Origin of the sequence: Paractinoplanes abujensis (assembly GCF_014204895.1) — a bacterium.
Classification (GTDB): domain Bacteria; phylum Actinomycetota; class Actinomycetes; order Mycobacteriales; family Micromonosporaceae; genus Actinoplanes; species Actinoplanes abujensis.
In genome coordinates this window covers 3,227,061-3,239,849 of record NZ_JACHMF010000001.1, presented here as the reverse complement: position 1 = coordinate 3,239,849, position 12,789 = coordinate 3,227,061, and the positions used below count along the sequence as shown (strand labels likewise).

At 72.0% G+C, this 12,789-nt stretch carries 11 protein-coding genes and 1 pseudogene; 6 read left to right on the top strand and 6 right to left on the bottom strand.

Annotation, left to right across the window (positions count from 1 at the left end):
* The first annotated feature begins 157 nt into the window (after positions 1-157).
* Positions 158-712, top strand: a complete 555-nt coding sequence (locus tag BKA14_RS14660) for a hypothetical protein (RefSeq protein ID WP_184951485.1) — start codon at positions 158-160, stop codon at positions 710-712.
* Positions 713-747: 35 nt separating this feature from the next.
* On the opposite strand, the gene BKA14_RS45555 is transcribed toward BKA14_RS14660, so the two are convergent.
* The 3 genes and pseudogenes from BKA14_RS45555 to BKA14_RS14650 form a co-directional block, all read right to left on the bottom strand.
* The gene (locus BKA14_RS45555) at positions 748-915 is read right to left on the bottom strand and encodes an acyl-CoA dehydrogenase family protein (protein ID WP_369076725.1); all 168 of its coding nucleotides are present in this window, start codon (positions 913-915) and stop codon (positions 748-750) included.
* A 16-nt stretch (positions 916-931) separates the two neighbouring features.
* Positions 932-1,069: pseudogene (locus BKA14_RS45550) on the bottom strand (acyl-CoA dehydrogenase family protein); the annotation flags it as partial.
* A 702-nt stretch (positions 1,070-1,771) separates the two neighbouring features.
* Positions 1,772-2,731, bottom strand: coding sequence for a ketopantoate reductase family protein (locus BKA14_RS14650; RefSeq protein WP_184951484.1), 960 nt, complete (start codon positions 2,729-2,731; stop codon positions 1,772-1,774).
* Between the two features lie 95 nt (positions 2,732-2,826).
* Between BKA14_RS14650 and BKA14_RS14645 the strand changes: the two genes are divergently transcribed.
* Positions 2,827-3,516, top strand: coding sequence for a TetR/AcrR family transcriptional regulator (locus BKA14_RS14645; protein ID WP_239093258.1), 690 nt, complete (start codon positions 2,827-2,829; stop codon positions 3,514-3,516).
* Positions 3,517-3,525: 9 nt separating this feature from the next.
* Here the strand turns inward: BKA14_RS14645 and BKA14_RS14640 are convergent, their stop codons facing one another.
* The gene (locus tag BKA14_RS14640) at positions 3,526-5,211 is read right to left on the bottom strand and encodes a DUF6461 domain-containing protein (RefSeq protein ID WP_184951483.1); all 1,686 of its coding nucleotides are present in this window, start codon (positions 5,209-5,211) and stop codon (positions 3,526-3,528) included.
* Between the two features lie 9 nt (positions 5,212-5,220).
* On the bottom strand, positions 5,221-5,625 hold the full coding sequence (locus BKA14_RS14635; RefSeq protein WP_184951482.1) for a winged helix-turn-helix transcriptional regulator: 405 nt from the start codon (positions 5,623-5,625) through the stop codon (positions 5,221-5,223).
* A gap of 78 nt (positions 5,626-5,703) precedes the next feature.
* On the opposite strand from BKA14_RS14635, the gene BKA14_RS14630 reads away from it, so the two are divergent.
* The 3 genes from BKA14_RS14630 to BKA14_RS14620 all read left to right on the top strand — a co-directional run bounded on the left by BKA14_RS14630 (position 5,704) and on the right by BKA14_RS14620 (position 10,231).
* Entirely contained in the window at positions 5,704-6,714 is a 1,011-nt protein-coding gene (locus BKA14_RS14630) for an NADP-dependent oxidoreductase (RefSeq protein WP_184951481.1), read from the top strand.
* Positions 6,715-6,779: 65 nt separating this feature from the next.
* Entirely contained in the window at positions 6,780-9,254 is a 2,475-nt protein-coding gene (locus tag BKA14_RS14625) for a glycoside hydrolase family 94 protein (RefSeq protein WP_239093259.1), read from the top strand.
* 200 nt (positions 9,255-9,454) lie between these two features.
* Positions 9,455-10,231, top strand: a complete 777-nt coding sequence (locus BKA14_RS14620) for a polysaccharide deacetylase family protein (protein WP_184951480.1) — start codon at positions 9,455-9,457, stop codon at positions 10,229-10,231.
* A 54-nt stretch (positions 10,232-10,285) separates the two neighbouring features.
* On the opposite strand, the gene BKA14_RS14615 is transcribed toward BKA14_RS14620, so the two are convergent.
* On the bottom strand, positions 10,286-11,428 hold the full coding sequence (locus BKA14_RS14615) for a serine hydrolase domain-containing protein (RefSeq protein WP_184951479.1): 1,143 nt from the start codon (positions 11,426-11,428) through the stop codon (positions 10,286-10,288).
* Positions 11,429-11,554: 126 nt separating this feature from the next.
* On the opposite strand from BKA14_RS14615, the gene BKA14_RS14610 reads away from it, so the two are divergent.
* Positions 11,555-12,748 (top strand): hypothetical protein, encoded by a 1,194-nt coding sequence (locus BKA14_RS14610; protein WP_239093260.1) that lies wholly within the window; start codon positions 11,555-11,557, stop codon positions 12,746-12,748.
* Positions 12,749-12,789 lie beyond the last annotated feature (41 nt).

The window sequence follows — 12,789 nt, the reverse complement described above, 5'->3', positions numbered from 1 at the left end:
GCGCGGGTTCGAGGCCGCTCGACGTCACCGCTTCTCCGCTTCCATGCGTCCATGACACCGGGCCGTGCCGGGACCGGGTTTTTGCAACCGCCGCGCAACCCGGGACGCAACCTGGCCGCTGCAAGCTTCGAGTGTCCGCCCAAGCTAGGAGTTGCCCGTGCGTATCCGACGTTTCGCTGTCGCCGCCGCCCTTCTGATCGCGGTCACCGGTTCGGCCGCGACCACCGCCACTGTCGCCTCGGCGGCCAAGCCGTCGGCCGCCCCCGGCAGCGCCAAGCCGAGCTCGAAGCCGGTGAAGCCGCCCAAGCCCGCCAAGGTGGCGTTCGCCGCCAACGGTGTGGTCGCCGGCGTCGACACGGCGGCCGGCACCGTCACCGTGACCACCAAGGCCGGCACCAAGGGGGTCAAGGCCACCACCGTCACGATCACCGTGCCCGCGGGCGCGCGGATCGTGCTCAATGGGGCCGGTAAGAAGCTCGCCGACCTGGTGGCCGGTTACCGCATCACCGTGACCGGCACGCGGGTGGGCACGGCCTACACCGCCAAGCACATCTCGGCCACCCGCACCAGGACCGCCCCGGCCCCCACGACGTCAGCCCCGGCCCCCACGACGTCAGCCCCGGCTCCGGCGACTCCCGCCCCGGCCCCCGACGACACGACCTCCCCGGTGCCCGATGACACGGCGACCCCCGAGCCCAGCGCCACCGCCTGAGCGGATCACACCCGGACCGGCGTAGCGCCGACCCGTTACGCCGGTCCCGGCATCACCGTCCCGTAACGGCGGACCGCCCGCTTAGCCGGCGCCACCCGGTGCACTTCGGACGGTCCGTCGTAGACGCGGAACGGCCGGATCTCGCGCGCGATCCGCGCCACCGGCAGATCGGCCGACACCCCTGCCCCGCCGCACAGTTGCATCGCCCCGGTCGGCCACCCGCTGCAGGGCTTCGGCGCCGAAGACCTTGGCCAGCGACGTCTCCTCGCGGGCCGGGCCGCCCGCGTCCAGGGCCCGGCACGCGGTCAGCAGCAGGGCCCGGGTGGCGGCCAGGTCGATCTCGTTGTCGGCGATCATCTGCTCGGCCATGCCCAGGCCGGCCAGCGCCCCGGGCGCGCGCCGAAGAAACAGTCCCGGCCCTGCTGGCGGCCGGCCTGCAAGCGCTGGGTCAAGCTGGCGGCAACGCGGCGAGGGTGGGCGCTTGCCGGCCGTCCGCGCAGCGGCGGCGCAATCAGGTTCGGCGTTGTCTACGTGGCAGCTGCACAGTCACGTTGACGTTAGTCGGTCGTTTGCGCGCCGACTGCGCGGTCGGGGTTGGCGTTCGCGCAGCGGCCGCGCAGTCAGGGTTGGCGCTTGTTGCTCGTTCGTGCGGCGGCGGCGCAGTCACGGTTGGCGTTTGTTGGCCTGTTGCGCGGCGGCGGCGCAGTCAAGGTTGGCGTTTGTTGGCTGTTGGCGTAGCAGTCGCGCAGTCAGGGGTTGGCGCTTGTTGCTCGTTTGTGCGGCGGCGGCGCAGTCAGGGTTGGCGTTTGCTGGCTGTTGGCGTAGCAGTCGCGCAGTCGGGGGTTGGCGCTTGTTGCTCGTTTGTGCGGCGGTCGCACAGTCAGAGTTGCCCTTTGCTGGTCGTTTGCGCAGCGCGGCGGTGGAACTCGGGCTGACGTTTGTTGGTCGTTTGTGCGCCGCCTGCGTGGTCAGGGTTGGTGTTCGGTGGGCGTTCGCGTGACGGCTGCGCGGTCATGCTGGCGTGTGTTGGTCGTTTGTGTAGTGACCGCGCAATCAGGGTTAGTGTTTGTTGGTCGTTTGTGCGGCGGTGGCGAAGTAGGGCTCGGCGGCCTCCAGCCGGGGCACGGTCACGCCCAGGCGGCGGGCGTCGGCCAGGGTGTCGCGGCAGACCGCGCGCAGCTCCTCGGGGTTGGCGTGGGCCTGCACGACCCGGCGCATCGGGGGGAAGTGCTTGAACAGCCGAGCCAGCGCGGGCGCGGCCAGCCACACCGGCGCGCGGAACGGCAGCAGGTCGCCGCGGTGCCGGCGCAGGTCGACGCCGCGCGCTTCGAGCAGGGGGAACAGTTCGCGGGTGGCCAGGATCGACTCGCGTACGTCGGCGGTGGTCAGACCGGCCAGTGAGCCCCGGCGCAGGCTTTGCGTGTGCAGGCCCGCGTTCTGCACGAAGTGGATCAGCAGCCAGCCCCGGAAGTCGGCGCTTTCGCGCAGCTTGAAGCCGGCGTCGCGGAACACCCCGCGAACGACTCGCTCACGCTCGGTCGCCGGGCGGTCGAGGGTGCCGAAGAAGACGACCGGCAGCAGCGACGCGCGGAGCGTGCCGTCGTCGGTGAAGCCGCCGCCGGCGCCGGGGAAGCCCCAGGCCACCTGGTCGGCGGGGAGGGCCTCGGTCGCGGCGGGAGGTTCGACCCACAGATTGTTGAAAACGAGCACGGTCGCGCGGCCGACGCGCGGGCCCAGGAACGCTGCGGCCTGCGCGAAGCTGTAATGCTGCACGCTGAGCACGATCAGGTCGAAGTCGTGGTCGGCGTCGAGCGACTCGCGATAACGCACCGGCCACGTCTCGACGACCCGTTCGCCCCAGGGCTTCCGCCGGGCGTCGAGCAGATCAAGGTCAATGGCTTCTCCGTACGCCGCCGAACGCCCCGGCCGTACGTAGAACTCCACGTGATGCCCCGCTCGCTCGAGGGCCCACCCGTATGCCGCACTGATCACGCCGCGGCCGAACATCAGGATCTTCATGGTGCACCCTCTGCCCTATAATCGGAGATCGTCTCCACTTCGAAAATATGGAGATCGTCTCCACTTGTCAACAAGCACCGTTCAGGGGGACCGGCGTGACCGATGCCAAACCGCCGCGGGCCGGGGCCAAACCGCCGCGGGCCGGAGCCGTGCCGCCGGGGGCGGGAGCTGTGCCGCCGGGGGCTGAAGCCAAGCCGTCGCGGACCGGGGCCGAGGCGCGGCGATCTGAAGCCAAACCGCTGCGAGCCGATGCGCGTCGCAACCGTGATGCCCTCGTCGCCAAGGCGCGGGAGATCTTTGCGGGGGGTGACTTCGACCTGCGCTTCGACGATTTCGCCAAGCTGGCCGGGGTCGGCACCGGCACGCTCTACCGCCATTTCCCGACGCGGGAGGCCCTGGCCGAGGCCGTCTACCGCGAGGAACTGGCCGCGATCGTCGACCTGGCCCGCGACCTGCAGAGGACGCACCCCGCCGACGAGGCGCTGGAGTCCTTCCTGCGGGCCTTCGTCGACCACCTGCGCTCGCACGAGGGCCTCGCCCGCACCCTGTCGACGCTGATGGCCGGGCAAACGGGCACCCTGGCCGAGGGTGCGCAGGCCCTGGGCCAGGTCATCACGGATCTGCTGGCCGGCGCCGTCCGTTCCGGGACCGTCCGCGACGACGTGGGCGCCGGCGCGGTCATGATGGCCGTGCAGGGCATCTGCTCGGCCTACAACCATCCGGCGTTCGAGGCCGACGCGGACGGCGTCATCACCTTGGTGCTGGCCGGCCTCCGCCTCCGGTGAACTCCCGGCCTAGGGGCGCGTCAGCGGGTAGCCGACACCGGCGTCGTACAGGCGGGTCAGGTCGGCCTCGGTGAGGGCGTGGCCGGTGAAGCGCTCGACCGCCACCAGACCCATCTCCGTACGCCCGCCCGGCCCGCCGAGGTCGAGTCCGTCGAGCGCCGGGGCGACCTCGGGCGGAACTTCGCCGATGAGAGGCGTGTACGGCTCGAACGAGCTCAGCATCTCGCCCGCCGCGGCGAAGGAGAGCCGGGTGTTGGCGTTGACGTTCCAGAACATGCTGGCTGCCCGGCCGCCGGTCGAGAGGGCCTGCAGCACGTCGGCCCGTGAACCCTCGAAGCCGTTCTCCTCCACGATCAGCACCGCGCCGCCCAGGTCGAGAACCATCGCCCAGGGTCCGGTGGGACGGAGCTGGTCGATGGGCGCCGGGTCGCCGCCCGCCCGGAACGCGCGCAGCGCTTCGGCCGCGGTCGTGCCCGTGCCGACGGTGACTGTGGCCGCCACGGTCAGCGGGGTCCGGCCGATCCACCGGTACGCGTGTTCGGGCTTCGGGGCCCGTACGGGTTCGGGCTCGCCGCGCAGCCGGTGACCGAGCCGGTCGGTCCGCTGCAGGACGGTCTGCGGCGCGGCCGGGGCCGCCCACACCACGAGCCGGTACGCCTCGAACTCGGCGTCCTGCTCGTCGCGGCCGCGCGCGTGGACGCGCAGCCGGTAGTCGCCCGGCCACGGCGGGGTGGAAGCGACCCGGCGGCTGCCGTCGGGCGGCGACAGCACGGCGCGGCCCTCGGCGGCGTGCCAGCTGACCTCGACGATCTCCTCCCAGCCGGCGTCCACCTCGGCCGGCGGCTCGGCCAGCACCAGCAGGTCGACCGGGATGCTGCCGTGGTCGGCGCCGGTCCGGATCACCACGCCGCCGTCCACCACGGCGACCAGGCCGTTGGCGCCGAAGCCGGCCGTCTTGGGCAGCTCGTGCTCGGTCAGCCCGAACCGGTGCCCGGTGACGGTCACCCGGCGGGAGCTGTGGCTGGGCAGCAGGTATTCGGCGCGGATCCGGGCCCGCAGGGCCGGGGCGTACGCGGCCGGCATCGGCGTCCCGCGCAGCAGCGAGGCGGCCGCGGCGATGCCGAGCCCGATGGCGGCGGCGACCCGGTCGACCACCACCGGCGGGTCGGCCTGGTGCAGCGCCGCGGCGGCCACCGCCACGGCCAGGCCCAGGTGGGCGGCGCCGTGCGCGGCGGCGATCCCGGGCTCGTCGGTCACCTCCGGTGAGGCGGTCAGCATCCCGGCGATCTGCGGTTGCGTGGCCAGTTCGCGGACCCGGGCCAGCACCACACCGGCCAGGCCGGGACGCAGCCGTTCGAGCAGGGCGACGGCGGAGGTCGTGTCGCTCTCGGTGCCGAACGAGAGGAAACCGTACCGGGTGAAGGCGGGTGCTGCGGGCAGGCCGGCCAGCAGGTCGGGCCAGCCGTCCCAGTTGTGTGCGCCGACGGTGAGCTCGAGCGCGCCCAGCAGACGCTCGACCGGCAGCGGACCCAGCGCGCGCAGGACGGTCGCCGGCTCGGAGCCGTCCCAGTCTCGTGCCGGACCGTGCGGATCCGCCTCCTCGGGCGCGCCGAGGCGGCCCAGGCGGCGGGCGGGAGCGGCCGGGATCCGCGCGGTGAGCAACGGCAGCGCCGCGAGCAGCTCGGTCGTCGTCATCGCCCCAAGCTAGCGGACCACTGTGGAGTCGTAGGCGGCACGGGCGGCCCGGATCGCGCCGACGTGGGTCTCGCCCCAGCCCAGGATGGCGCGTTGCAGCGGCAGCAGCGCCTGCCCCAGGGGCGTGAGCCGATAGTCGACCTGCACCGGCACCGCCGCCGTCACCGTGCGGGTCAGCAGGCCGTCGCGTTCCAACCGGCGCAGCGTCTGCGTGAGCATCTTCTGGCTGGCCCCGGCCACTTCGCGGGCCAGGGCGGCGTGCCGCAGCGGGCCCTCGGCCAGTGCCGCCAGCACCAGGGTCACCCACTTCTCGCCCAGGATGGCCAGCACCTCGTGGCCGGGGCAACCTGCCAGCTCGGCGTTGTATTCGTGGCGCCGGTGCTCGCGCCGGTCGGCGGCCGGGATCGTGGTCATGGCGTGTCCTCCGGGTTCCCTGGGCACCTGCGAGTGCCTTCTTCCGGCCGTACGGGTTCCGTTCCTAGCGTTCCAGGTATGAGAGCTGTAGTGATCCGTAAGTTCGGTGGCCCCGAGGTGCTCGACGTGGCCGAGGTCGCGTCGCCCGAGCCGGGGCCCGGACAGGTCCGCATCCGGGTGGCGGCGGCCTGCGTCAACCGTATCGACATCTCGACCCGCGACGGGGCCCTGGCGCGGGCCGGGTTGCTGGCCGCCGCGCCGCCGATCGGGCTGGGCTGGGACGTCAGCGGTGAGATCGACCGGGTGGGGGAGGGGGTGCGGCGGTTCGCGCCGGGCGACGCGGTGATCGGCCTGCGCGACGTGCTGTCGGGCCGGGGCACGCAGGCCGAACTGGTCGTCCTGGACGAGTCAGCGGTCGCCCCGGCCCCGGCGGGCGCCTCGCCGGTCGAGGCCGCGACGCTGCCGCTGCTCGGCTTGACCGCCGACCGCAGCCTGGGGCTGACGGGACTCCGGGCGGGGCAGACGCTGCTGGTCACCGGGGCCGCCGGGGGAGTGGGCACGCTGGTGCTGGAGCTGGCCGCGCTGCGCGGCATCCGTACGGTGGGGCTGGCCGGCCCGGCCGACGAGGCGCTGGTGCGCTCGCGGGGCGCGGAGTTCGTCGCCCGCACTTCCGCGACGCCCGATGAGGGTGCGCGGTCCTCGGAGGCCGACGCCCGCGACGTGGCCGGCGCGGAGGAGCGATCGCGGAACGGTGCCTTGGCGGAGGCCGTACGGCGGCTGGTTCCGGGCGGGGTCGACGCGGTGATCGACACCGCGGTCATCGGGGTGGCCGCGCACGAGGCCGTGCGCGGCGGGGGCACTTTTGTCGCGCTGGTGGCACCCTTCGCCCCGCCGGCCCTGCGCGCCACCTCCGTGGTGGTGCAGGAGGTCTGCGCGGACGGCGCGCGGCTGACGGAACTGTCCGCATTGGCCGCCGCTGGTCACCTCACCCTGCGTACGGGGAAGGTCTTTGCTCTCGGCGACGTGGCCGACGCGCATCGGCTTCTGGTCGAAGGTGGTCAGAGGGGCCGGCTGGTGCTCGTGCCGTAGCGCCGGAACGAAGCGGACCTAGCTAAGTGAACGGCGTCACACATAACATGACAGGTGAAACGCTCATGGGAGCGCTCCCAAAGAAGACCGAGGGGGACCTGTTGCGCTACGGACACTTCGACGACGAGCGGCGTGAATACGTCATCGAACGGCCGGACACCCCGCTGCCCTGGATCAACTACCTGGGCACCGAGGCGTACTTCGGCATCGTCTCCAACACCGCGGGTGGCTACTCGTTCTACCGCGACGCCAAGCTGCGCCGGCTCACCCGCTACCGCTACAACAACGCGCCGTTCGACCTCGGCGGCCGCTACCTGTACGTGCGCGACGACGTCACCGGCGACTTCTGGTCCCCGTCCTGGCAGCCCACCCGCAGCGAACTCGACGACTACGAGTGCCGCCACGGCCTCTCGTACACGCAGATCGCCTCCTCCTACCGGAAGATCCGGGCGGAGACCCTCTACTTCGTACCGCTCGGCGAAACGCTCGAGGTGTGGCGCGTCCGGGTCACCAACGAGCGTGACACCGCGGCCGAGCTCTCGCTGTTCTCGTCGGTCGAGTTCTGCCTGTGGGACGCGCAGGACGACGCCACCAATTTCCAGCGCAACTTCTCCACGGGGCAGGTCGAGGTCGCCGACGGGGTGATCTACCACAAGACCGAGTACCGCGAGCGGCGCGACCACTTCGCGTACTTCGCCTGCTCGGAACCGCTGGCCGGGTTCGACACGCAGCGCGAGAGCTTCCTCGGCGCCTACCGCGGCTGGGACAACCCGGAAGCCGTCGAGCGCGGCGCGGCCACCGACTCGCTCGCGCACGGGTGGCAGCCGATCGGGAGCCACCACGTACGGCTGGGTCTGGCTCCGGGGGAGACGCGGGAGATCAGTTTCGTGCTCGGCTACGCCGAGAACCCGCGCGACGACAAGTTCGACCCGCCCGGCTCGCAAACGCTCAACAAGCGGCACGTACGGCCGGTGATCGAACGCTGGCTACGCCCGGAGACGGTCGAGGAGGGCTTCGCCACGCTGCGTGCCGGCTGGGACAAGCTGCTCGGCGGGCTGCACGTGTCGACCCCCGACGCGGACACGAACCGGATGGTCAACGTCTGGAACGCGTACCAGAACATGATGACCTTCAACCTGAGCCGCTCGACGTCGTTCTTCGAGTCGGGCATCGGCCGCGGCATGGGCTTCCGCGACTCCAATCAGGACCTGGTCGGCTTCGTCCACATGGTGCCGGAACGGGCCCGCGAGCGGATCCTCGACATCGCGGCCACCCAGATGGCCACCGGCGGCGCGTACCACCAGTATCAGCCGCTGACCAAGCGCGGCAACAACGACATCGGCGACGGCTTCAACGACGACCCGCTCTGGCTGATCCTCGGCGTCGCCGCGTACGTCAAGGAGACCGGCGACGCGTCGATCCTGGACGAGCCGGTCCCGTACGACAACGAGCCCGGCAGCGAGGCGCCGCTCTACGAGCATCTGCAACGGTCGCTGCGCTACACGCAGGAGCGGCTCGGCCCGCACGGCCTGCCGCTGATCGGGCGGGCCGACTGGAACGACTGCCTCAACCTCAACTGTTTCTCCGACACCCCGGGCGAGCCGTTCCAGACCACCGAGAACGTCACCGGGGGCACGGCCGAGTCGGTCTTCATCGCCGGGCAGTTCGTGCTGGCCGCCAAGGAGCTGGCCGGGCTGGCCGGGCAGCGCGGGCTCGACGCGGAGGCGGCCGAATGCCTGGCCGCGGCCGAGAAGATGACCGGTGTGATCGTCGAGCACGGCTGGGACGGCGCGTGGTTCCGCCGGGCGTACGACTTCTACGGCAACCCGATCGGCTCCGGCGAGAACGACGAGGGCCAGATCTTCATCGAGCCCCAGGGCATGTGCGTGCTGGGCGGGGTCGGCCTCGACGACGGGCTGGCCGCGCAGGCCCTCGACAGCGTGGCCGAGCGGCTGGCCACCCCGCACGGCATCGTGCTGCAGCAGCCGGCGTACACGAGTTACCGCATCGAGCTGGGCGAGATCTCGTCCTACCCGCCGGGCTACAAGGAGAACGCCGGCATCTTCTGCCACACCAACCCGTGGATCATGATCGCCGAGGCGATGACCGGTAACGGCGACCGCGCGTTCGACTACTACCGGCGGATCAACCCGTCGGCCCGCGAGGCGGTCAGCGAGGTGCACCGCTGCGAGCCGTACGTCTACGCGCAGATGATCGCGGGCAAGGACGCGCCCACGCACGGCGAGGCCAAGAACTCCTGGCTCACCGGCACGGCGGCGTGGAACTACGTGGCGATCACCCAGTGGATTCTCGGTATCCGCCCCGAGCTCGACGGGCTGCGGATCGATCCGGTGCTGCCGTCGGACTGGCCGGGCTTCACGGCGACCCGCGTGTTCCGGGGTGCGACCTACGAGATCTCCGTACGCCGGGAGGCCGGGCACCCCGCGCAGGTGATCGTGGACGGCGCGCCGATCGACGGCGTGGTCGTGCCACCCGCGCCGGCCGGGGCGACGGTCCGGGTGGAGGTCGTCGTGAGCTAGCCGGCCACCCAAGGTCGTGCAACCGGTTGCCCTCGCGTGAGGGCAACCGGGACCTCACGACCGCAACCTCGGAGCGTCCGCATCCCTTCACTGCTCCTACTTCCGGCCGATACAGGGGAGCGGTGAAACCAGTCGGGTGGCCGAGGCGTGACCTCCCATGATCAACCAGGCTGTGCAGCCAGGACATTCATGGGGGAACGATGCTTACTCGACGCGCGATGCTGCGGGGCACACTGCTCGCGGCGGGTGGTGCGGCCACGGCGTTCGCCGGGTCGGACCACGTGAAGCACTGGCTCGGCTGGGACCGGCCGCCGCTGGGTGGCGGGTACGCCGCGGCCGCCGACGACCTGGGCGCGGTGACCAAGGGCGGCGTGCACATCCACTACTTCCGGCCCACCACCGCGAAGGTGGTCGCGCTGACCTTCGACGACGGGCCGCGGCCGGACTACACCCCGCAGTTCCTCGACGTGCTCGACCGGCACCAGGTGCCGGCCACCTTCTTTCTGGTCGGCCGGCACCTGGAGGAGCACGCCGGGCTGGTCCGGGGCCGGCTCGACCGGCACGAGGTGGGCAACCATTCCTGGTCCCACGACGACCTGGCCACGCTCGACCTGGCCGGGGCGCGCCGCGAGCTGGAACGGACGCACGAGGCGATCAAACGGCACACCGGCCGGGAAGCCACGCTCATGCGGCCCCCGTACGGGCACCTGGGTGGCTCGACAGTGCTCGCCGCGGACGCGCTCGGCTACGACATCGCGTTGTGGTCGCATCAGATGCGCGAACGCACATTCGCCACCGACCCCGCCGCCCAGGCCCGCGACCTGATCGGCACCGTGCGCCCGGGTTCGATCGTGCTGGCCCACGACGCCGGGGACAAACGGCGACTGGTCGCGCTGAAGGCCCTCCCCGCGACGATAGAGGGCCTGCGCGACCAGGGCTACCGCTTCGTGACGGTTTCCGAGCTGCTGACGAGCTAGGGTCTGACTCGTAACTGAGGTGGCCGCAGTCCCGCCTCAGTTGCGAGACAGAACCTAGCCGCAGAGCGCGGTGTCGAGCGACTTGTCCAGGTGCTCGGCCGCCGCCTGCTCGGCGACCATCGAGTTGACCGCGATCGACGCCGCCCGGCCGGACGGGGCGAGCCCGACGTACGTGACGTAGCCGGGCGCGATGCCGCCGTGCGTCCAGGCGAAACCGCCGCAGCTCAGCTTGAAGGTGGCGATGCCCAGGCCGTACCGGGAGCCACCGACCGTGTCGAAGCCGGGGGCGTCCACGGTCTTCTTCATCTCGGCCAGCTCGGCCGGCTTCAGCAGCTTGCCGCCGAGCAGGCCGGCCAGGAACGTGTTGATGTCGCTGGGCGTGCCGACCAGGGCGCCCGCGGCCCAGCCGCCCGACGGCTCCGACTCGGTGATGTCGACCGGGGCCTGCCCGTTGACCGCGGGGAAGTAGCCCCGCGGGTGCGCGCCGCGGATCGTCGTCTCACCGTCGGCCGGCCAGTACGTGCGGCGCAGCCCGAGCGGCTCGATGACCCGCTTCGTGATCTGCTCACCGACCGGGCGCCCGGTCACCTTCTGCACGATCAGCCCGGCCAAGACGTAGTTCGTGTTGGCGTAGGCGAACTTCTCGCCCGGCCGCGACTCCGGCGCCCGATCGAAGGCCGCCTTGAGCAGGTCGTGCGGCTCGTAGTAGGTGTGCAGCGCGTTGAGAAAATCGGCGAACAGCACGTCGTCGTAGTCCTGCAGCCCGCTGGTCTGCTGCAGCAGCTGCCGTACGGTGATCTGCCGCCCGTCGATGCCCCCGGCCCCGCGCACGAGCCCCGGCAGGTACGTCTCCACCGGCTCGTCCAGCCGCACCTTGCCCTCACCGACGAGTTGCAGCACCACGACAGCGGTGAACATCTTGGTGTTGCTGGCGATCCGCACCCGCGCGTCGGCCGGCATCTTTTCCCCCGTACGCAGGTTCGCGACCCCGGCGGCGTAATGGCGCACCCGCCCGTCGGCCAGCCGCACCGAAGCCGACGCCCCCGGGAACTTGTCCACGGTGACGAGGCTGCTCAGGCTCCGCTGCACGGGATCCCCGGCCGCGGCCGCGGGGGAGGCCACGGCGCCCCCGGCCACGATTCCGCTCAGGGCGACGATTCCGCTCAGGGCGACGAGGGAGGTGGGAGTCTTGCGCATCGGTTTCTCCTTGTGCGGCGATGTCTTTCCGACACCCTGAAGCCTGCCGCCCGCAGCGCCGCCGATCGATCCTGCTGCCGGGAGGAACCGAAGTACAGCCTGCTGTACCCCTACTGCCACATCTCGGTGTTGCCGCACTCCGCGGTGATCCCGGCCGTCTTCCTCGCCGGCGACGACGCGCGGGCCACGGCCGGCGTGGCGGCGTTCATCGAAAGCCTGGGCCTGCGTCCCCGCGACGTCGGCGCCCTGACGATGGCGCACTGGCTGGAAGGCATGGGTCTGATCACCATGGGCCTGGCCGGCCACGGGGTGGGGCACTGGAACGTCGCCCTCGGCGTCGACGAATTCACCGGCCGAGCGGTATCCGGGCGGCCGGCCGAGCTGGCTGAGCGGTATCCCTGCGGCCGGCCGAGCCGGCTCAGCGGTATCCGTGCGGCCGGCCGAGCCGGAGGAGTGGGGGACCTGCAGCCGCCAGCATGTGCTCAACTGGGTGGCATGCAGATACGTCCCGCGGAACTGGCGGCGATCCGGGCCGGTGACATCGACCTGGCGTTCCGGCGGTGGGACCGTCCGATGGTCAAGGTCGGCACCCGGATGCGGACCGCGGTCGGGCTGGTCGAGATCACGTCGGTCGACCGGGTGCCGGTCAGCCGCCTGACGGCTGGGGACGCCCGCCGGGCCGGGGCGGTCTCGCTGGCGGCGCTGCGACTGGGGCTGGAGAGGGTGCACCCCGAGCGGCCGGTGTATCGGATCGGGCTGCGGTACGCCGGCGCCGATCCGCGGCAGGCGTTGCGGGAGGCGGTGCCCGACGCTGCGGAGATCGAGGCGATCGGCGCGTGGCTCGACCGGCTCGACCGGGCCTCGCCGAGCGGGCCGTGGACCCGGGCCACGCTGGTGCTGATCGACGAGCTGCCGGCGACCCGGGCGCCCGAGCTGGCCGGACGGATGGGCCGCGAGACGCTCTCGTTCAAGCAGAACGTGCGCAAGCTGAAGGAGCGTGGCCTGACCCAGTCACTGGACATCGGCTACCGGCTCTCGCCGCGCGGCGCCGCCGTGCTGGACCACGAAGGTCATCCCCGGGCGGCCGGCGGCACGACCGAGCCGGAACCGGGTGTCCCGCTGCCGCACCTGGGCGCGGCCGCGACACGGGCGCTCACCGCGCGCGGCGTGACCCGGCTCGAGCAGGTGGCCGCCCTGACCGCCGCCGAGGTGCAGGCGCTGCACGGAGTCGGCCCGTACGCCCTGAGCCGTCTGCGCGCGGCGCTGGACGTGGCCGGGCTCACGTTCCGCGACGAAACGCCGACGAGTGGCGCAGGTTGACAGTGTCTCGCGAGGAGCGACGCGATGCGGTCGGAGCAGAC

Excerpts from the sequence above, each read along its gene's own strand:
- BKA14_RS14650 (WP_184951484.1), bottom strand. The coding sequence starts at position 2,731 with ATGAAGATCCTGATGTTCGGCCGCGGCGTGATCAGTGCGGCATACGGG.
- BKA14_RS14625 (WP_239093259.1), top strand. The coding sequence starts at position 6,780 with ATGGGAGCGCTCCCAAAGAAGACCGAGGGGGACCTGTTGCGCTACGGA.
- BKA14_RS14630 (WP_184951481.1), top strand. The coding sequence starts at position 5,704 with ATGAGAGCTGTAGTGATCCGTAAGTTCGGTGGCCCCGAGGTGCTCGAC.
- BKA14_RS14640 (WP_184951483.1), bottom strand. The coding sequence starts at position 5,211 with ATGACGACGACCGAGCTGCTCGCGGCGCTGCCGTTGCTCACCGCGCGG.
- BKA14_RS14620 (WP_184951480.1), top strand. The coding sequence starts at position 9,455 with ATGCTTACTCGACGCGCGATGCTGCGGGGCACACTGCTCGCGGCGGGT.
- BKA14_RS14635 (WP_184951482.1), bottom strand. The coding sequence starts at position 5,625 with ATGACCACGATCCCGGCCGCCGACCGGCGCGAGCACCGGCGCCACGAA.
- BKA14_RS14615 (WP_184951479.1), bottom strand. The coding sequence starts at position 11,428 with ATGCGCAAGACTCCCACCTCCCTCGTCGCCCTGAGCGGAATCGTCGCC.
- BKA14_RS45555 (WP_369076725.1), bottom strand. The coding sequence starts at position 915 with ATGCAACTGTGCGGCGGGGCAGGGGTGTCGGCCGATCTGCCGGTGGCG.